The sequence below is a fragment of the Burkholderia sp. MR1-5-21 genome (genome assembly GCF_053427715.1).
This window is the reverse complement of sequence record NZ_JBSAXD010000013.1, coordinates 77,627-97,010: the sequence shown is the minus strand read 5'-3', so window position 1 is coordinate 97,010 and position 19,384 is coordinate 77,627. Positions and strand designations below refer to the sequence as shown.

Below are 19,384 nucleotides of genomic sequence, written 5' to 3'. Positions count from 1 at the left end.
GCCGATGTCCACCGATCTTCCGAAGTCCGTGACGCGCGCGCAGATCGACGCCGCCGCCGCGCTGCTCGATGCGGGGCAGCTCGTCGCGTTTCCGACCGAAACCGTCTACGGGCTCGGCGGCGACGCGGCGAATCCCGACGCCGTCGCGCGCATCTACGCGGCGAAAGGCCGGCCGGCGAATCATCCGGTGATCGTGCACTTGCCGCCGGGCGGCGATCCCGGCTACTGGGTCGAGCAATTGCCCGACGATGCGCAGAAGCTGATCGATGCGTTCTGGCCCGGCCCGCTGACGCTGATCCTGAAGCGCCATCCGCGCATTCCGGATGCGGTGAGCGGCGGGCAGGACTCGGTCGGCCTGCGCTGCCCGTCGCATCCGGTCGCACAGGCGCTGCTGGCCGCGTTCAGCGCGCGGCGCGGCGGGCACGGCGGGGTCGCGGCGCCGTCCGCGAACCGCTTCGGGCACGTGAGCCCGACGACCGCGCAGCACGTGCGCGACGAATTCGGCGAGACGGTGCACGTGCTCGACGGCGGGCCGTCGGAAGTCGGCATCGAATCGACGATCCTCGACCTGTCGCGCGGCTTCCCGGCGCTGCTGCGCCCCGGCCACGTGACACCGCAGCAGATCGCCGACGTGCTCGGCCGCGCGCCACTGCTGCCGGACGGCAGCGACGCGACCGCGCCGCGCGCGTCCGGCACGCTGAAGGCACACTACGCGCCGCGCACGCCGCTCGCACTGCTGCCGTTCGATGCTCTGGAGCCGCTGCTCGCGGCCGCGCAGGCGGCGGGCGAGCGGGTCGCGCTCGTCGCTCGCGCATCGTGCGCGGGCCGCTGGGCGCAGGCCGCCGGCGTGCACTTCGTCGCGGCACCGGAAGATCCCCAGGTCTATGCGCGCGAGCTGTACGGGATGCTGCGCACGCTCGACCGCGCGGACGTCGCGCGGATCCTCGTCGAGAAGCTGCCGGATACCGTCGAATGGATCGCGGTCAACGATCGTCTCGGCCGCGCGGCGGCGGCGTTCGAAGCGCAGGGGTGATCGCGGCAGCGACACACGTGCCGACGCCGTAGGTCGCTCGCCGACGAGCACGCATTGTGCGACGCGTCGGGATCGGAAAAACAAACGCCCGACCGGTGAACCCGGTCGGGCGTTTTCGCTTGTGGTCGCGTTCGCAGGCGCGAAGCGTCCGCCGTCCGGTCCGCAGCAGCTGCTGCGCGGACCGGACGCGGTGCTTACTTGCCGACGCCGGTCGCCGCGATCTGCTTCTCGACAAACTGTGCGGTCAGCTGACCCATGTGCGTCGACGGGTGGACCGTGTCGGCGAACATGTAGGTCTGGTCCGCGTTCGCGGTCGTGTAGGTCTGCGGCGAGCAGAACAGCGACGAACCGAATGCCGACGGCATCGGCTCGCCGAACGCCTTCGCCGCGTTGATCATCGCCTGCAGGTTGCACGCGGTGCCCGTATTCGACACGGTGAAGCCGTTCGCCTGGTAATTGGCCGTGATGCCGTCCTGCCACGTGAAAATGTCGAGCAGCACGTACTTGGTCGTGTCGACCTTGAGCGCCTGCAGCGTCGCGACGAGCGTCTGGTTGAACAGCCCCGACAGCTGCGTGAACGCCGCCTGCGTGCCGCCTGCCACTGCCAGCGGCGTGCCGCCGATGTCCGGCATGTTCGACACGAACACGTGCGTGCCGCCCGCCGCGACGATCTGCTGGACGATGCCTGCGTACTGCTGCGCGGCGAGCCCGATCGCCTGGGCTGCCGCGAGCTGCGCGGCTGGCGTGTTGCCTTGCGCCTGCGCGACCTGCGCCTGATAGAAGATGTCGTTCGCGCCACCGTTGAGCAGCACGATCTGGCCCGCGTTGAAGCTGCCGTGCTGCGTCAGGTACTGCTTGAGCTGGTCGGCGATCGGCATCGTCGTGGCTTGCGCATAGGCCGAGTTCGGCACGCTCGCGTCCGCGTGGCCGATGCCCGGCTGCTGCGTGACGCGCGCGCCGCCCTGAGCGTAGCCGAGGCCGCCCGTCGCCTGCAGCGGCACGCCGAAGCCTCCCTGGTTGGCCGGCTGCAGCGTGTCGCCGTAATAGGTCGCGACGAGCTGCGGCCAGACCTGGCCCGGGTTGGTCGTGAAGCGGCCGCCGCCGAAGCCAAGCAGGATCTGCGAATACGTGCCGGCGTCGGACAGGCTGTCGCCGAACGACACGATCTGCATCTTCACGCCGGACGGCGGCGTATTGGACGCGCTGCTGCTGTTGTCGTCGCCGCCGCCGCATGCGGCGAGCAGCGCGAACGCGGCGCCGGCGATCGCGCGTTGCGCGGTGCGCAGCAGGCGCTGGCGGGTGCGGGACGGTGCGTGTCGTTGTTGTTGCATCGATCGATCTCCTCGTAGATATGGCCTGATGTCTGTCATCTGCCGTGCCCGCTCAGGTTCGGGTCGCGCGGCGGCCGTTGGCTGAAATTGATATGGGTCTAGCTCTGTCGGTTCGCGGCCATCGGGGACACGGCACGCGGGTCGTCCACGGCGGCCTCGTCGATCTGCGCATGATAAGCGCTCGCCCACTCGGGCGGACCGAAAACCGCCTGCAGCTTGTTGCGCCACCCCGCGACGCGCCACGCATCGGCGGCCATCGCCCCCCATTCATGGAACGTCGCGACGAGCGGATTGTTCGAGCCGAGCCGCTCGACAATCCCATACTTCGGCGGATCGTCCGCGGTCTCCTCGACGAAACTGCCGAACAGGCGATCCCAGATCACGAGCACGCCCGCGTAATTGCGGTCGATGTAGCGCGCGTTGCGCGCATGATGCGCACGGTGGATCGACGGCGTGTTGAACACGTACTCGAGCCAGCCGAGCTTGCCGATCGCCTGCGTGTGGACGAAGAACTGGAACGCGAGGTTGATCAGCACGATGCCGACGATCTGCTGCGGCGGGAAACCGAGGAACGCGAGCGGCAGCCAGAACAGCCACATGCCCGCGATCGGGTACATCAGGCTCTGGCGGAACGCGGTCGAGAAGTTCATCCGCTCGGACGAGTGGTGCACGACATGCGCGGCCCACAGCCAGCGCACGCGATGGCTCGCGCGATGGAACACGTAGTAGAGCAGGTCCTGCCCGACGAACAGCACGGCGAACGACAGCCAGCCGTCCTGCCACGTGAAGACGCGGAAATGCCGGTAGCAGTACGCGTACACGGGAATCACGAACAGCCACGCGATCTTGTCCGCGCCCTGGTGCATCAGCGCGAGCGCCGCGTTGCACAGCGTGTCGCGCCAGCCGTAGACGGCGTCCTGCGGACGGGTGCGGGCGAGGTGCCAGGCTTCCCAGCCGATGCAGAGCAGGAAGACGGGCGCCAGCGCGAGCAGTAGCAATTCGACGTCGAATCGCATGGGCGTGTCTCCTCCTTTCCCCTGCAAGCCTTGAGGCCGGGCGTTCGGCCCGATTTTCAATATTGGTCAGGCCAACAGCCTACGCAATCGGGTCGCGCTAGGCGAGGGGGGAGCGTAGAGGGTTCCCTCTGAGGACAGGGTTTCTACCGAAGCCGCGCCGTGCGGGGCCGGGCGGTGTGGCCCCGTTTTATTGAGGTCCGGCCGCGCGCGAGCCGCACGCGACCGCCTCGGGTCAGTGCGTGCCCGCGTACACCCATTCGAGCAGGCTGTCGTGCGCGGCGCGCGCGGCTTCCGCGTGTTCGTCGTTGATGAAGCTGACGACGACGTAGCTCTGGCCGTCCGCGCCCGCGACGTAGCCGGCGATCGCGCGTACGTCGCGCAGCGTGCCGGTCTTGATGTGCGCGTTGCCGAGCACGCCCGCGCTGGTGAGCCGGTTCTTCATCGTCCCGTCGATGCCGGCGATCGGCAGCGAATCGATGAACGCCTGTGCGACCGGGCTCGCGTTCGCGGCCTGCAGCAGCGCGGCGAGCGACTGTGCGCTCACGTGCTCGTCGCGCGACAGGCCGGAGCCGTTGTCGAGCGCGAGCTCCGGCATCTCGATGCCGCTCTTCTGCAGGAACGCGCGGATCGCGCGGCTCGACTGTTCGGGCGTCGCGGGCGGCTTGCCGGTCACCGCGCCGATCGTCAGGAACAGGTTGCGCGCCATCACGTTGTTGCTGAACTTGTTGATGTCGTAGACGATGCTGCCGAGCACGGGGCTCTGGTGCACGGCGACCGGCCGCGCGGTCGTCGGCACCTTGCCTTCGCTGACCGGGCCCGTGATCGTGCCGCCGTCCTGCTGCCACAGCGCGAGGAAGCCGCGCGCGAAGAACGTCGTGTGGTCGAGGATCGCGAGGTTCGTCGTGCGTGCGCCGCAGCGCAGCGGGACGTCGCCCGCGAACGACGCGGTCAGCATGCCGTCGCCGGCCGTCAGCGTCGGGCGTGCGGCCGACGCCGCCGCGCCGCACGAGCCGTTGCCCTCGTACAGCTGGTTGTCGATCGACAGGTTCGCGAGCGGCGGCAGCACGTCGACCGCGACCTTGCCGTCGTCGCCGGGCGTCACCGTGAACGACACCGCCTTGAATGCGTACAGCAGCGGGTCCGGGCCGACGTTGTAAGGTGCGCTCGTATCGTCGTCGAATGCCGGCAGGTCACGCGTCGACGCCGCGAAGTAGCTCTTGTCGAGCACGAGGCCGCCGTTCACGCGCTTGATGCCGGCCTTGCGGATCTTGTCGACGAGGTCGATCAGCTCCTCGGGCACGAGCTTCGGGTCGCCGGTGCCCTTCACGTAGAGGTTGCCCTGCAGCGTGCCGTCCGGGTCGACCGGGCCGTCCGCGTACGCGGTCGTGCGCCAGCGGAAATCGGGGCCGAGGATCGACAGTCCCGAGAAGGTCGTGACGAGCTTCATCGTCGACGCGGGCAGCATCGGGCGGCTCGCGTTCCACGCGACGAGCGGCTCCGGATCGCCGACCCGCTCGACGACGACGCTCATCGCCGACGCGGGCACCTTCGCGCGCTGCAGCGCGACGAGCACGGACGGCGGAAGTCCGGCGGCGCGCGCGGCAGGAGACAGGACGGCCGTTTTGTGCGGTGCCTTGTGCGGCTTCTTGCGGGCTTGCGCGGGCGGCGCGAAGGCGAGGGCGGTACAGGTGGCTAGGACGGCGGCGGCGCGCAGGCAGAGGCGGGCGCGCGGCGCGAGCCGGGCGGAAAGGGCGGAAATCGGCATGGACGAATACGGAAAAGCGGGGGTACGGACGAGGCGCGCGCGGCGCCAAAGCGCACATTGTAGAGACAAGTGCGGACATGCCTGATGAAATCGTCATCAGCGTGGCCGGACAGGCAGTCGCCCGGACCGACCGTCCCGCGCCAAGCCCGCGCGGACCCGCCGCGTCACCCGTGGTGCCGCGTGCGCGATTCGCGGCGCTACAATGGTCGGCATGTTTCACTCGTCCCATGGATGCCGACCCAGATGCGGATACTGCTTGTCGAAGACGACCGGATGATCGCCGAGGGCGTGCGCAAGGCGCTGCGCTCGGACGGCTGCGCGGTCGACTGGGTGCAGGATGGCGACGCGGCGCTCACCGCGCTCGGCGGCGAAACGTACGACCTGCTGCTGCTCGACCTCGGGTTGCCGAAGCGCGACGGCATCGACGTGCTGCGCACGCTGCGCGCGCGCGGGCTGGCGCTGCCGGTGCTGATCGTCACTGCGCGCGACGCGGTCGCCGATCGCGTGAAGGGCCTCGACGCGGGTGCCGACGACTACCTCGTCAAGCCGTTCGATCTCGACGAACTGGGCGCGCGGATGCGCGCGCTGATCCGCCGCCAGGCGGGGCGCAGCGAGTCGCTGATCCGCCACGGCACGCTGACGCTCGATCCCGCTTCGCACCAGGTGACGCTCGACGGCGCACCCGTCGCGCTGTCGGCGCGCGAGTTCGCGCTGCTCGAGGCGCTGCTCGCGCGGCCGGGCGCGGTGCTGTCGAAGAGCCAGCTCGAGGAGAAGATGTACGGCTGGGGCGAGGAGATCGGCAGCAACACGGTCGAGGTCTATATCCACGCGCTGCGCAAGAAGCTCGGCTCGGACCTGATCCGCAACGTGCGCGGGCTCGGCTACATGGTCGTCAAGGAAAGCTGACGCGTGAGGTCGATCCGTCATCAATTGCTGATCTGGCTGCTGGCGATCGTCGTCGCGGGCGTCGGTCTCGCCGGCTGGCTGATCTACCGGCAGGCGCTCGCCGAGGCGAACGAGCTGTTCGACTACCAGCTGCAGGAAATCGCCGCGGCGCTGCCGTCCGAGCCGTTCTCGCAGGTGTTCGGCTCGCGCACCAACGGCGACGAAGGCATCGTGATCCAGATCTGGAACCGCAACGGCGTGCTGATGTACTTCTCGCATCCGCGCGCGCCGATCGCGCCGCGCGCCGAGCTCGGCTTCTCGACCGAGCGCACCGACCGCGGCGAATGGCGCGTGTACGGGGCGATCGTCGGCGACAACGTCGTGCAGCTCGCGCAGCCGGTGTCGGTGCGCAACCGGCTCGCGGCGAACGTCGCGCTGCGCACGCTGTGGCCGCTGATCGTGCTGCTGCCGTTCCTCGGCGCGGCCGTGTGGATGATCGTCGGGCGCGGGCTCGCGCCGCTGCGCCGCGTGACCCGCGCGGTCGAGGCGCGCCGGCCCGAGGCGCTCGATCCGCTGCCCGATTCGCCGCTGCCGCTCGAGGTGCAGCCGCTCGTGCAGGCGCTGAACCGGCTGCTCGCGCGGCTGTCGGCCGCGCTCGACACGCAGAAGGCGTTCGTCGCGGATGCCGCGCACGAACTGCGCACGCCGCTCGCGGCCGTGCAGATCCAGGCGCAACTCGTCGCCCGCGCAAGAGACGACGAATCGCGCCGCGAGGCGCTCGTCGATCTGCAGGACGGCGTGACGCGCGCGACGCGCCTTGCCGAGCAGCTGCTCGCGCTGGCCCGCGCGGAGCCGGACGGCGGCACGGTGCGCGAGGCGATCGACCTGCAGACGCTGCTCGTCGAGTGCGTGGCCGCGCACGCCCCGCTCGCGCAGCGGCGCCACATCGACCTCGGCTTCGAGGACGCGCAGCCGGCAAAGGTCGTCGCCGATGTCGCCGCGCTGCGCGTGATGTTCGGCAACCTGCTCGACAACGCGGTCAAGTACACGCCGGACGGCGGCCGCATCGACGTGTCGCTGACGCGCGACGCGGCCGGCCGCGCATGCGTGCAGATCGGCGACAGCGGGCCGGGCATTCCGGCCGACGAGCGCGAGCGCGTGTTCGACCGCTTCTACCGGGACAGCGCCGCGCGCGCCCGCACCGACGTGTCGGGCAGCGGGCTCGGGCTCGCGATCGTCAAGCGTGTCGCGACGCAGCAGGGCGCGACGGTGTCGCTCGGCGACGCGGCGGCGGGCGGCCTGCTCGTCAGCGTCGTGTTTCGCGACGCCGAGGTGCCGGCGGAGGCGCCCGCGGCCGTCTGAGGCCGTCTGGCCGGGGATCCCGGATCGATCCCCGGGTGGCGGGCGCCGGCGGCGGACCGGCGCGCCGATGCCGTGCAGACGGGCCGATCATGCTGTTCATGCCCCGCTTGATCCCCGCTCGAGGCCGATTAATGGCGACCGATGCCGATTAAGCCTCCTTTAAGTCAGCGCCGTTACGCTGCGATGTAACAAAAGAGGAGGTCCTACGATGAACACCCGATTCCTTGCGCGTGGTGCCGTTGCGGTCGCCGTGGCGGCCGCGCTGTCCGCCGGCTATGTCGCGGGCACCCGGCATGCCGATCCGCAGATCATCTCGCCCGCGCAGGCGGCCGCGCTGATGCCGGCCGAAGCGGCCGCGAAAACCGGCATCCCGGACTTCTCCGGGCTGGTGGAGACCTATGGCCCGGCGGTCGTGAACATCAGCGCGAAGCACGTCGTGAAGCAGGTGTCGCGGCGCGTGCCGCAGCCGCAGCTGCCGATCGACCCGAGCGACCCGTTCTACCAGTTCTTCAAGCACTTCTACGGCCAGGTGCCCGGCATGGGCGGCGACGCGCAGCCGGACGACCAGCCGAGCGCGAGCCTCGGCTCCGGGTTCGTCATCAGCCCGGACGGCTACATCCTCACCAACGCGCACGTGATCGACGGCGCAAACGTCGTCACCGTGAAGCTGACCGACAAGCGCGAATACAAGGCGAAGGTCGTCGGCGCCGACAAGCAGTCCGACGTCGCGGTGCTGAAGATCGACGCGAGCGGGCTGCCGACGGTGAAGATCGGCGATCCGGCGCAGAGCAAGGTCGGCCAGTGGGTGGTCGCGATCGGCTCGCCGTACGGCTTCGACAACACGGTGACCTCCGGCATCATCAGCGCGAAGTCGCGTGCGCTGCCCGACGAGAACTACACGCCGTTCATCCAGACCGACGTGCCGGTCAACCCCGGCAACTCGGGCGGCCCGCTGTTCAACCTGAACGGCGAGGTGATCGGCATCAACTCGATGATCTATTCGCAGACGGGCGGCTTCCAGGGGCTGTCGTTCGCGATCCCGATCAACGAGGCGATCAAGGTCAAGGACGAGCTCGTGAAGACCGGCCACGTGAGCCGCGGTCGCCTCGGTGTCGCGGTGCAGGGGCTGAACCAGACGCTGGCCAGCTCGTTCGGGCTGCCGAAGCCTGACGGCGCGCTTGTCAGCTCGGTCGATCCGAGCGGCCCGGCCGCGAAGTCGGGGCTGCAGCCGGGCGACGTGATTCTGTCGGTGAACGGTTCGCCTGTCGCCGATTCGACGACGCTGCCGTCGCAGATCGCGAGCCTGAAGCCTGGCGCGAAGGCCGAGCTGGAGATCTGGCGCGACAAGTCGAAGAAGACGGTCAGCGTGACGCTCGGCTCGATGACGGACGCCAAGATCGCGTCGAACGACGGCGGTCCGGTCGAGCAGGGGCGCCTCGGCGTCGCGGTGCGGCCGCTCACGCCGCAGGAGCGCAGTGCAACGCAGCTGTCGCACGGGCTGATCGTGCAGCAGGCCGGCGGCCCCGCGGCGAGCGCGGGCATCCAGCCGGGCGACGTGATCCTCGCGGTGAACGGCCGGCCGGTCACGAGCCCCGAGCAGTTGCGCGACGCGGTGAAGAACGCCGGCAACAGCCTGGCGCTGCTGATCCAGCGTGATAATGCGCAGATCTTCGTGCCGGTCGACCTGAGCTGACCGGCGCTTACCGGCGGAAACAGGCCTCAGGCCGGGCGCGGCGGCGCGGTCCGCTTCGCGCACCGTGGTGCCCGGCAGCGCTTGCGACCCAAAAGGAGAGCGCCATGCAACATCCACGCAGACTGTCCCGATTCGCGATCGCCGTGGCATTGGCCGCCGGCATCGCGGCCGGCACGACCGGCGCGTACGCGCAGTCGGACGGCTTGCCCGCCGTGCATCAACAGGGCGACGTGACCTTCGTGTCGGGTGGCGTCGGGCAGGACGAGTCGACCGCGTTCCAGCGCAACGAACCGGCGTGGCCGCTCGCGTTGCGCTTCACGGGCGCGGGCGGCGAATTCGTCGCCGACGTCCATGTGCGGATCACCGACGCGAAGGGCGCCGAAGTGCTGAGCACCGACGCGCACGGGCCATACATGCTCGTGAAATTGCCGCCGGGCCGCTATACGGTCAAAGCGTCATACCAGGGCAAGGACGAGGCGCACGACGTGACCGTCGGCGCGAAGGGTGGCACGAAGCAGGCATTCACGTGGAGCGCGAAATAATCGATGTCATGCGGCGATAGCCGCGGTCGCGCAATTCGTGCGACTTTCGCCCATAATGAAAGCCGCGGCGTTCGCGCCGTGGCTTTTTCGTTTGTGGTGCCCGCCCTGGCTCGCCTGCCGGGCCGTCCGCAGGGGAGAACGATGTCCGACCCAGCCGATCCTCGCTTCGAAATCGTGCCGAACCGCCATCGCGTGCGCGTGATCCACCAGGGGATTACGTACGCCGATTCCGTCGGCGCGCTGACCGTGCGCGAGGCCGGCGTGCCGGACGTCCACTACCTCCCGCGCACCGATGTCAACATGCATCGGCTCGTGCGGTCGGCTTCGACGGCCGTCGGCGGGATCAAGGGTTACGCGAGCTACTTCGATTTGCAGACCGAAGACGGCGTCATCGAAAACGCCGCATGGAGTTACGAGGAACCGGAGGAGGAGGCAAGGGCGCTTGCGCGCTATGTCGCCTTCGACGCCGCGCGGGTCGACAGTCTGGTCGAAACGTCCTGACGCGGCGAGCGTTCATCGGGGAGGCATCATGGAACTGAACGACGCATTACGCATCCCGCTTGCGCCGTCGGTCGTCACGGAGGCGCTGGAGGACATCGCGCTGTTGCGCGCGAGCTTCGACCATTGCGAATCGTTCGCGGCGCTCGCGCACGGCGAGTACGCGCTGACGCTGACCGTCCCGCTCGGTCCGCTGCGTGCGCGCTACGACGTGCGTGCGCATGTCGCGTGCGAGCAGGGCGATGCGGAAGGGCAGCCGCGCCGGACCCTGAGCTTCAAGGCGCGCGCGGACGGCATCGGCGCGCTGCGTGGCCAGATCGAGATCGTGCTGTTTCCGGAGTCGGACGATGCGGACGCCACGCGCATCGAGTACGTGGTGTGGGCGACGGCAACCGGGCCGCTCACCGAACTGCCGGTGCGGCAGATCGAGAACGCGCTGCACGAATGGGCCGACGATTTCTTCAGCGAATTCTGCGCGGTCGTGCAGGCCAAGCACGGTCTTGCGCCGAACCTTGCGCGCACGAGCCCGCCGCGGCGCCAGTACGTGTTCCTGCGGCCCGCGGCGCTGGCGGGGGCGTTGAAGCGTCCACCGTTGCAGCATCTCGGCGGCGCGCTGACCGGGCGCTCGGCCAGCGCGCTCCCTCATCGCGCGTCAGGCACGTTGCCCGTGTGGGCATGGGCGGCGATGATCGTGTTCATCGCGTTGCTGCTCTACGCGGCACGCTGGTTCAACGGCGGCTGAACGTCCATCCCGCCGCCGGGCCGCCGCCGGGCCGTTGCCGGTGCAGCGGCCCGGCGGCCGTCATCCGCGCGCGTCGAACGCCGCGCCGCGAAATTCCCGCCGATATGCCGACGGCGACGTGCCGAGCGCGCTTGCGAAATGCTGGCGCAGCGACACGCTCGACCCGTAGCCGGCCGCCTGCGCGATCGCGTCGATCGATTGTCCGGTGGTTTCCAGCAGATGCTGCGCGCGCGCGAGCCGCTCGGCCTGCAACCATGCGGTGACGGTCGTGCCGGTCGCCTGGCGGAAGTGGCGCGTGAACGTGCGCCGGCTCATCAGCACGTGTGCGGCGAGCGAATCGACGCTGTGCGCGGCGTCGAGATGCGCGCGTACCCAGTCGAGAAGGCCCGCGAGCCGCGCATCGCGCGGGTGCGCGGCGACCGGCTGCGGCACGTACTGCGCCTGCCCGCCCTGGCGGTGCGGCGGAATCACGAGGCGCCGCGCGATCTGGTTCGCCGCATCGGTGCCGAAACGCCGGCGCACCACGTGCAGGCAGCAGTCGAGCCCCGCGGCGGTGCCGGCCGACGTCATCAGGTTGCCGTCGTCGACATACAGCACGTCGGGATCGAGCTTCACGCGCGGAAAGCGCTTCGCGAAGTCGTCGGCCCATGCCCAGTGGGTCGTCGCCGGGCGGCCGTCGAGCAGGCCGGCGGCGGCGAGCACATAGGCGCCGAGGCATAGCCCGACGAGCAGCGCGCCGCGGTCGGCGGCCGTACGCACGGCATCGAGCAGCACCGCCGGCGGCGTCTCGTCCGGGTCGCGCCAGCTCGGCACGATGATGATCTGCGCGTCGTCGAGCGCGTCGAGCCCGAACGGCGCCGAGATCGTGAAGCCGCCTGTCGTCGCGAGCGGGCCGGGGTCCGGCGAGCACACGCGGAAGTCGAACACGGGCGTTGCGGCCGCATCGCGCTCCCTGCCGAACACGACCGACGGTACCGACAGGTGGAACGGGCTGATGCCGTCGAACGCGATCGCGGCGACGACGGTAGGCGGCGAGACGGTGGCCATGGCGGGCTCCGCAAGATGGATGGCCCGATTTTATCGAAGAATGGAAATTGGGCCGCCGGCGCGCATCAATCCTCGTCCTTCAGCATCGCCGGGCTGTACCGCAGCATGTCGAAACAGCCGTCGACGAGCTTTTCCGCGTGCCGTTCCGCGTCGATTTCGCCGGGCAGCATCAGCATGTCGCGCACAAAACCACTGACGAGCGTATGCAGCATCAGCGTCGCGCGCCAGGTGTCGAGCCGCTCGGGCAGCAGCTTCTGCCGCACGGCCACCGCGAGATCGGCGTCGATCGCGTGCAGCGCCTCGCTCATCCCGGCGCGATTGCGCTGCAGCAGCGGCTCCATGTCCGCGACGTACTCGCACTTCATGAACAGGATACTGAACACGCGGCGCAGCTGCGAGTCGCGTTGGACCCCCAGCAGGCACCAGATCAGGATCTTGCGGATCTTGTCGAGCGGATTGCCGCCCGGCGCGTCGGCGGGCATCGTCTTCAGCTCGTCGATCGGCAGGAAGACGCGGTCGAACATGGCGTCGAACAGTTCGGCCTTGTTCGCGAAATGCCAGTAGATCGCGCCGCGCGTGACGCCGGCGTGCTGGGCGATGTCGGCGAGCGACGTGTGCGACACACCCTTCTCGAAAAAGACGTGTTCGGCGGCGTCGAGGATGCTGTTGCGCGTCGCAAGCGCTTCCTCCTTGGTGCGTCTGACCATGTGCAGGCCTGAATGGATCGATCGGTGGGACTGAACAGTAATAGGGATTGCACCCTCGCCGCAGCCGCGCAGACGGGCTATCCTTGCGGCTGGTAACAATTCGTAAGACTTGGCGGTCTCGGCAGGAAGAGGGTCATTTTACATACATTCGTGAATGTATATACAATGCCACCCTACGATCGAATGACGAAAGTGGCAATCAGTTAATATCCCACTCTGCTGATTCCCGCCAAAGTACCAGTCCGCAGTTCGCGGCGTCTCGTCGGCACAGTGGTTTCGTGCCGCTTGCTGTATCTAGCAGTCCAGTAATTCAGGTGTTCGATCAGCGCCGTGAGGCGCATCCGTGTTGCGCCCCTGTCGGGCGCTGCACTCATTCCATTGGTTACACACAGAGGTCGCTCCATGCGCGTCGAACGGGTTCCATACCGCTTAATCACTGTCGCGACGGCTGCCGTTTTCCTGGCCGCGTGCGGGAAAAAAGATTCGGCACCGCCGCCGCAAACGCCGGAAGTCGGCGTCGTCACCGTCCAGCCGGAAACCGTGCCGGTCTTCACCGAACTGCCGGGCCGCACCAATGCGTTCCTCGTCGCGCAAGTGCGCGCACGGGTCGACGGCATCGTGCTGCGCCGCGAATTCACCGAAGGCAGCGACGTCAAGGCTGGCCAACGCCTCTACAAGATCGACCCGGCCCCGTACATCGCGGCGCTGAACAGCGCGAAGGCGACGCTCGCGAAGGCGCAGGCGAACCTCGCGACGCAGAACGCGCTCGTGGCGCGCTACAAGGTGCTCGTCGCCGCGAACGCGGTCAGCAAGCAGGACTACGACAACGCGGTGGCCACGCAAGGGCAGGCCGCGGCGGACGTCGCAGCCGGCAAGGCAGCGGTCGACACCGCGCAGATCAACCTCGGCTACACGGACGTCGTCTCGCCGATCACGGGCCGCGTCGGCATCTCGCAGGTCACGCCGGGCGCCTACGTGCAGGCGAGCCAGGCGACGCTGATGTCGACTGTGCAGCAGCTCGACCCGGTCTACGTTGACCTGACGCAATCGAGCCTCGACGGGCTGAAGCTGCGTCAGGACGTGCAGAGCGGCAAGCTGAAGACGAGCGGCCCGGGCGCGGCGAAGGTATCGCTGATCCTGGAAGACGGCAAGACGTATGCGGAGCCGGGCAAGCTGCAGTTCTCGGACGTGACGGTCGATCAGGCGACGGGCTCGGTGACGATCCGCGCGATCTTCCCGAACCCGGGCCGCGTGCTGCTGCCGGGGATGTTCGTGCGCGCACGGATCGAGGAAGGCGTGAATGAGAACGCGTTCCTGGTGCCGCAGATCGGCGTCACGCACGACCAGAAGGGTCAGGCGGTCGCGATGGTGGTCGGTGCGGACAGCAAGGTTGCGCCGCGTCAGCTGACGACGACCGGCATGCAGGGCCAGAACTGGGTTGTCGAAGGCGGGCTGCAAGCGGGCGACCGCGTGATCGTGCAGGGCATCGACAAGGTGCGTCCGGGCGCGACCGTGAAGACCGTGCCGGCGAAGCTCGCGGCGGCGCCGGGCGCCGCATCGGGCGCCGCTGCTGCGCCGGTTGCGCCGGCTGCGGCATCGTCCGCTGCCGCATCGAATGCCGCCGCATCGGGTGCCGCGCCTGCAAGCGCCGCCGCGGCTTCGCCCGCCGCAGCGTCGGGCGCGCAATAATAGGGAGCCTGTTTCATGGCAAAGTTTTTTATCGATCGCCCGATTTTTGCATGGGTGATCGCCATCATCCTGATGCTGGCCGGCGTCGCAGCGATCTTCACGCTGCCGATCGCGCAGTATCCGACGATCGCGCCGCCATCGATCCAGATCACCGCGAACTACCCGGGCGCTTCCGCGAAGACGGTGGAAGACACGGTGACGCAGGTGATCGAGCAGCAGATGAGCGGTCTCGACAACTTCCTGTACATGTCGTCGACGAGTGACGACTCGGGCACGGCAACCATCACGCTGACGTTCGCGCCCGGCACCAACGCCGACATCGCGCAGGTCCAGGTGCAGAACAAGCTGTCGCTCGCGACGCCGATCCTGCCGCAGGTCGTGCAGCAGCTCGGCCTGTCGGTGACGAAATCGAGCAGCAGCTTCCTGCTGGTGCTCGCCTTCACGTCCGAAGACGGCAGCATGAACAAGTACGACCTCGCGAACTACGTGGCGTCGCACGTGAAGGACCCGATCAGCCGGCTCAACGGCGTCGGTACCGTCACGCTGTTCGGCTCGCAGTACGCGATGCGGATCTGGCTCGACCCGACCCGGCTGAACAACTACGGCCTCACGCCGGTGGACGTCACGAGCGCGATCAGCGCGCAGAACGTGCAGATCGCGGGCGGCCAGATCGGCGGCACGCCGGCCGTGCCGGGCACCGTGCTGCAGGCGACGATCACCGAGTCGACGCTGCTGCAGACGCCCGAGCAGTTCGGCAACATCCTGCTGAAAGTCAACCAGGACGGCTCGCAGGTGCGCCTGAAGGACGTCGCGAAGATCGGCCTCGGCGGCGAGAACTACAACTTCGACACGAAGTACAACGGCCGTCCGTCCGCTGCGCTGGGTATCCAGCTCGCGACCAACGCGAACGCGCTCGCGACCGCGAAGGCGGTGCGCGCGAAGATCGACGAACTGTCGAAGTACTACCCGCACGGCCTGGTCGTCTCGTATCCGTATGACACGACGCCGTTCGTGCGCCTGTCGATCGAGGAAGTGGTCAAGACGCTGCTCGAAGGGATCGTGCTCGTGTTCCTCGTGATGTATCTGTTCCTGCAGAACCTGCGGGCAACGATCATCCCGACGATCGCAGTGCCGGTCGTGCTGCTCGGCACGTTCGCGATCATGTCGCTCGTCGGCTTCTCGATCAACACGCTGTCGATGTTCGGTCTCGTGCTCGCGATCGGTCTGCTGGTGGACGATGCGATCGTGGTCGTGGAGAACGTCGAGCGGGTGATGGCCGAGGAAGGCTTGTCGCCGAAGGAGGCGACGAAGAAGGCGATGGGCCAGATCACCGGCGCGCTGGTCGGCGTCGCGCTCGTGCTGTCGGCCGTGTTCGTGCCGGTGGCGTTCTCGGGCGGCTCGGTCGGTGCGATCTACCGTCAGTTCTCGCTGACGATCGTGTCGGCGATGGTGCTGTCGGTGCTCGTCGCGTTGATTCTGACGCCGGCGCTGTGCGCGACGATCCTGAAGCCGATTCCGCAGGGGCATCACGAAGAGAAGAAGGGCTTCTTCGGCTGGTTCAACCGCACGTTCAACCAGAGCCGCGACAAGTATCACGTCGGCGTGCACCACGTGATCAAGCGCTCGGGCCGCTGGCTCATCATCTACCTGGTCGTGATCGTCGCGGTCGGCCTGCTGTTCGTGCGCCTGCCGAAGTCGTTCCTGCCGGATGAAGACCAGGGCCTGATGTTCGTGATCGTGCAGACGCCGTCCGGCTCGACGCAGGAAACCACCGGCAGGACGCTCGAGAACATCTCGAACTACCTGCTGAACGACGAGAAGGAAATCGTCGAATCCGCGTTCACGGTCAACGGCTTCAGCTTCGCGGGCCGCGGCCAGAACTCGGGTCTCGTGTTCGTCCGCCTGAAGGATTACGCACAGCGTCAGCATGCGAACCAGAAGGTTCAGGCGCTGATCGGCCGGATGTTCGGCCGCTATGCGGGCTACAAGGACGCGCTCGTGATTCCGTTCAACCCGCCGTCGATTCCGGAACTCGGCACCGCCGCCGGCTTCGACTTCGAGCTGACGGACAACGCGGGTGTCGGCCACGACGCGCTGATGGCGGCACGTAACCAGTTGCTCGGGATGGCGGCAAAGGATCCGACGCTGCAGGGCGTGCGTCCGAACGGCCTGAACGACACGCCGCAGTACAAGGTCGAGATCGACCGCGAGAAGGCGAACGCGCTCGGCGTGACCGCGTCGGCGATCGACCAGACGTTCTCGATCGCATGGGCGTCGAGCTTCGTGAACAACTTCCTCGACACCGACGGCCGGATCAAGAAGGTGTACGTGCAGGCCGACGCGCCGTTCCGGATGACGCCGGACGACCTGAACATCTGGTACGTGCGCAACGGGACGGGCGGGATGGTGCCGTTCGGCGCGTTCGCGACCGGCCACTGGACCTACGGGTCGCCGAAGCTCGAGCGCTACAACGGTATCTCGGCGATGGAAATCCAGGGCCAGGCCGCACCGGGCAAGTCGACCGGCCAGGCGATGGCGGCGATGGAATCGCTCGCGAAGAAGCTGCCGGAAGGCGTCGGCTATTCGTGGACGGGCCTGTCGTTCCAGGAAATCCAGTCGGGTTCGCAGGCGCCGATCCTGTACGCGATCTCGATCCTCGTCGTGTTCCTGTGTCTCGCGGCGCTGTATGAAAGCTGGTCGATCCCGTTCTCGGTGATCATGGTCGTGCCGCTCGGCGTGATCGGTGCGCTGCTCGCGGCAACGATGCGCGGCCTCGAGAACGACGTGTACTTCCAGGTCGGCCTGCTGACGACGGTGGGCCTGTCCGCGAAGAACGCGATCCTGATCGTCGAGTTCGCGCGCGAACTGCAGCAGACGGAGAAGATGGGGCCGATCGAGGCCGCGCTGGAAGCGGCGCGCCTGCGGCTGCGTCCGATCCTGATGACGTCGCTCGCGTTCATTCTCGGCGTGATGCCGCTCGCGGTCAGCAACGGCGCGGGTTCGGCGAGCCAGCACGCGATCGGCACGGGCGTGATCGGCGGGATGATCACGGCGACGTTCCTCGCGATCTTCATGATCCCGATGTTCTTCGTGAAGATCCGCGGGATCTTCAGCGGCGAGAAGGAAGACGTCGACGAGGCGTTGCGTCTTGCGCAGGATCACCTGCACCAGGCGGACAAGGGCGACCACGGCGACGACGAGAAGAAGGGGCAGTGATGATGCAAAAACATGCTTTGACTGCAATCGCGGTCGCGCTCTTTGCCACGGGCTGCACGATGGCGCCGCATTACAAGCGGCCCGACGCGCCCGTCGCGCAGACGTTCCCGTCGGGCGGCGTCTATGCGACGCAGCCGGCCGCTGCGGCCGGCGCGCGCAGCGCGAACGGCCAGGCGGCGACCGCCATCGGCTGGCGCGAGTTCTTTGTCGATCCGCGCCTGCAGCGGCTGATCGAGATCGCGTTGAAGAACAATCGCGACCTGCGGGTCGCGGTGCTGAACATCGAGGCGTCGCGCGCGCAGTACCAGATCACGCGCGCCGGCCTGTTCCCGACGCTCGACGCCACGGGCAGCGGCAGCATCCAGCGCATTCCGCAGGGCCTCTCGACGATCGGGGTGCCGTACATCTCGCGCAGCTACAACGTCGGCCTGTCGGCGTCGTGGGAGCTCGACCTGTTCGGCCGCGTGCAGAGCCTGAAGGACCAGGCGCTCGCGCAGTACCTCGCGACCGCGTATGCGCGTCAGGCGACGGAAATCTCGCTCGTGTCGCAAGTCGCGGACCAGTACCTGACGCTGCTGTCGACCGACGATCTGCTGAAGGTCACGGAAGACACGCTGAAGACCGCACAGGCGTCGTACGACCTGACGAAGCTGCAGTTCGACAACGGCACCGGCACGGAACTCGATTTGCGCCAGGCGCAGACGGTCGTCGAGACGGCGCTCGCGAACCAGCAGGCGCAGGCGCGTGCCCGTGCGCAGGCCGTGAATGCGCTCGTGCTGCTGATCGGCGAGCCGCTGCCGGACGACTTGCCGCCGGGCATGCCGCTCGACGCGCAGAATCTGCTGACGGACGTGCCGGCCGACCTGCCGTCGGATCTGCTGACGCGCCGTCCGGACATCATGCAGGCGGAGCAGACCCTGCTGGCCGCGAACGCGAACATCGGCGCGGCGCGCGCGGCGTTCTTCCCGAAGATTTCGCTGACGGGTGCGTTCGGTACCGCGAGCCCGACGCTCGGCGGCCTGTTCAAGGCCGGCACCGCGGCGTGGTCGTTCGCGCCGCAGATCACGATGCCGATCTTCGAGGGCGGGCAGAACATCGCGAACCTGAACCTCGCGCATGTGCAGAAGCGAATCGAGATCGCGAACTACGAGAAGGCGATCCAGTCGGCATTCCGCGAAGTGTCGGACGGTCTCGCTGCGCGCGGCACGTACGACCAGCAGATCGCCGCACTCGAGCGCAACGAGCACGCAGAGCAGCGCCGCTTCGATCTGTCGGACCTGCGTTACAAGAACGGCGTCGACAGCTACCTGTCGGTGCTGACCGCGCAGACCTCCCTGTACGTGGCGCAGCAGACGCTGATCAACGCGCGGCTCGCGCGCTGGACCAACCTCGTCGACCTGTATCGCGCGCTGGGCGGCGGCTGGATCGAGCGGGCCGGCGAGACGCCGCGTCCGGCCGATCAGCCGGTCGACTACGACAAGGCGGCGGCGCCCGCGCCGGCGTCGGCCGCCGCGACGAACGGGTAAGCGCGACGGATCACCGCCACGGTCGCCGACCGTCGGCGTTGATCCCGCAGGTGTCGTGTGCGCGGAATGTCGCGCGGCACGCATGCCATGAGCTGCAAGCGACAACGCCACGGACGCAAGTCCGTGGCGTTTCTTCTTTTGCGCGGGCGCATCGACGCGAATTCGTTGCCCGCGCAACGTGATGCCGTCGTTCGCATGACCGGCGGTTCGATGCCGAATGTCGCGCCGTCACCTGCAAGCGGGGCGCACAGCGAAAAACGCCACGGGCTGTCCGTGGCGCTTTCGTCGATCGAACGGCGCGCCGTCAAGCGGCGCGATCCGCGCGTCAGTGA

At 68.3% G+C, this 19,384-nt stretch carries 16 protein-coding genes; 10 read left to right on the top strand and 6 right to left on the bottom strand.

All coding sequences use genetic code 11. The features are described 5' to 3' along the window. Positions 1-4 precede the first annotated feature (4 nt). A complete protein-coding gene (locus tag ACV229_RS19070; protein WP_448084665.1) occupies positions 5-1,033 on the top strand; it encodes an L-threonylcarbamoyladenylate synthase in 1,029 nt (342 codons plus the stop codon). Between the two features lie 194 nt (positions 1,034-1,227). On the opposite strand, the gene ACV229_RS19065 is transcribed toward ACV229_RS19070, so the two are convergent. The 3 genes from ACV229_RS19065 to dacB all read right to left on the bottom strand — a co-directional run bounded on the left by ACV229_RS19065 (position 1,228) and on the right by dacB (position 5,145). Further along, positions 1,228-2,364: an SGNH/GDSL hydrolase family protein gene (locus ACV229_RS19065; protein WP_448084664.1), complete on the bottom strand. Its 1,137-nt coding sequence runs from the start codon at positions 2,362-2,364 to the stop codon at positions 1,228-1,230. Positions 2,365-2,462: 98 nt separating this feature from the next. Beyond that, positions 2,463-3,380 (bottom strand): sterol desaturase family protein, encoded by a 918-nt coding sequence (locus tag ACV229_RS19060; protein ID WP_448084663.1) that lies wholly within the window; start codon positions 3,378-3,380, stop codon positions 2,463-2,465. A gap of 232 nt (positions 3,381-3,612) precedes the next feature. Beyond that, positions 3,613-5,145 (bottom strand): D-alanyl-D-alanine carboxypeptidase/D-alanyl-D-alanine endopeptidase, encoded by a 1,533-nt coding sequence (gene dacB, locus ACV229_RS19055; RefSeq protein ID WP_448084662.1) that lies wholly within the window; start codon positions 5,143-5,145, stop codon positions 3,613-3,615. 243 nt (positions 5,146-5,388) lie between these two features. Here dacB and ACV229_RS19050 point away from each other — a divergent pair, with 243 nt between their 5' ends. The 6 genes from ACV229_RS19050 to ACV229_RS19025 all read left to right on the top strand — a co-directional run bounded on the left by ACV229_RS19050 (position 5,389) and on the right by ACV229_RS19025 (position 10,867). Next, complete coding sequence (locus ACV229_RS19050; protein WP_448084661.1) at positions 5,389-6,051, top strand: response regulator; 663 nt, start codon at positions 5,389-5,391, stop codon at positions 6,049-6,051. Positions 6,052-6,054: 3 nt separating this feature from the next. Beyond that, the gene (locus tag ACV229_RS19045; protein WP_448084660.1) at positions 6,055-7,392 is read left to right on the top strand and encodes an ATP-binding protein; all 1,338 of its coding nucleotides are present in this window, start codon (positions 6,055-6,057) and stop codon (positions 7,390-7,392) included. A 208-nt stretch (positions 7,393-7,600) separates the two neighbouring features. Further along, positions 7,601-9,085 carry a DegQ family serine endoprotease gene (locus ACV229_RS19040; RefSeq protein WP_448084659.1) on the top strand — a complete coding sequence of 495 codons (1,485 nt, stop codon included), beginning with the start codon at positions 7,601-7,603 and terminating at the stop codon, positions 9,083-9,085. A gap of 104 nt (positions 9,086-9,189) precedes the next feature. After that, positions 9,190-9,627, top strand: a complete 438-nt coding sequence (locus ACV229_RS19035) for a carboxypeptidase-like regulatory domain-containing protein (RefSeq protein ID WP_448084658.1) — start codon at positions 9,190-9,192, stop codon at positions 9,625-9,627. Between the two features lie 141 nt (positions 9,628-9,768). Beyond that, the gene (locus ACV229_RS19030) at positions 9,769-10,128 is read left to right on the top strand and encodes a DUF427 domain-containing protein (protein WP_448084778.1); all 360 of its coding nucleotides are present in this window, start codon (positions 9,769-9,771) and stop codon (positions 10,126-10,128) included. Between the two features lie 28 nt (positions 10,129-10,156). Further along, entirely contained in the window at positions 10,157-10,867 is a 711-nt protein-coding gene (locus tag ACV229_RS19025) for a CoxG family protein (protein ID WP_448084657.1), read from the top strand. A gap of 60 nt (positions 10,868-10,927) precedes the next feature. Here the strand turns inward: ACV229_RS19025 and ACV229_RS19020 are convergent, their stop codons facing one another. Further along, on the bottom strand, positions 10,928-11,914 hold the full coding sequence (locus ACV229_RS19020; protein ID WP_448084656.1) for a helix-turn-helix domain-containing protein: 987 nt from the start codon (positions 11,912-11,914) through the stop codon (positions 10,928-10,930). Positions 11,915-11,979: 65 nt separating this feature from the next. Further along, a complete protein-coding gene (locus ACV229_RS19015; protein WP_448084655.1) occupies positions 11,980-12,621 on the bottom strand; it encodes a TetR family transcriptional regulator in 642 nt (213 codons plus the stop codon). 402 nt (positions 12,622-13,023) lie between these two features. Here ACV229_RS19015 and ACV229_RS19010 point away from each other — a divergent pair, with 402 nt between their 5' ends. Genes ACV229_RS19010 through ACV229_RS19000 form a run of 3 tightly spaced genes read left to right on the top strand, consistent with a single transcriptional unit; the run spans position 13,024 to position 19,052 of the window. Further along, positions 13,024-14,310 (top strand): efflux RND transporter periplasmic adaptor subunit, encoded by a 1,287-nt coding sequence (locus ACV229_RS19010; protein WP_448084654.1) that lies wholly within the window; start codon positions 13,024-13,026, stop codon positions 14,308-14,310. Positions 14,311-14,325: 15 nt separating this feature from the next. Continuing rightward, positions 14,326-17,526 carry an efflux RND transporter permease subunit gene (locus ACV229_RS19005; protein WP_448084653.1) on the top strand — a complete coding sequence of 1,067 codons (3,201 nt, stop codon included), beginning with the start codon at positions 14,326-14,328 and terminating at the stop codon, positions 17,524-17,526. Further along, positions 17,526-19,052 (top strand): efflux transporter outer membrane subunit, encoded by a 1,527-nt coding sequence (locus ACV229_RS19000; protein ID WP_448084652.1) that lies wholly within the window; start codon positions 17,526-17,528, stop codon positions 19,050-19,052. The genes ACV229_RS19005 and ACV229_RS19000 overlap by 1 nt, the downstream gene beginning before the upstream one ends. On the opposite strand, the gene ACV229_RS18995 is transcribed toward ACV229_RS19000, so the two are convergent. Then, positions 18,998-19,360, bottom strand: coding sequence for a hypothetical protein (locus ACV229_RS18995; protein WP_448084651.1), 363 nt, complete (start codon positions 19,358-19,360; stop codon positions 18,998-19,000). The genes ACV229_RS19000 and ACV229_RS18995 overlap by 55 nt on opposite strands. Positions 19,361-19,384: the final 24 nt, after the last annotated feature.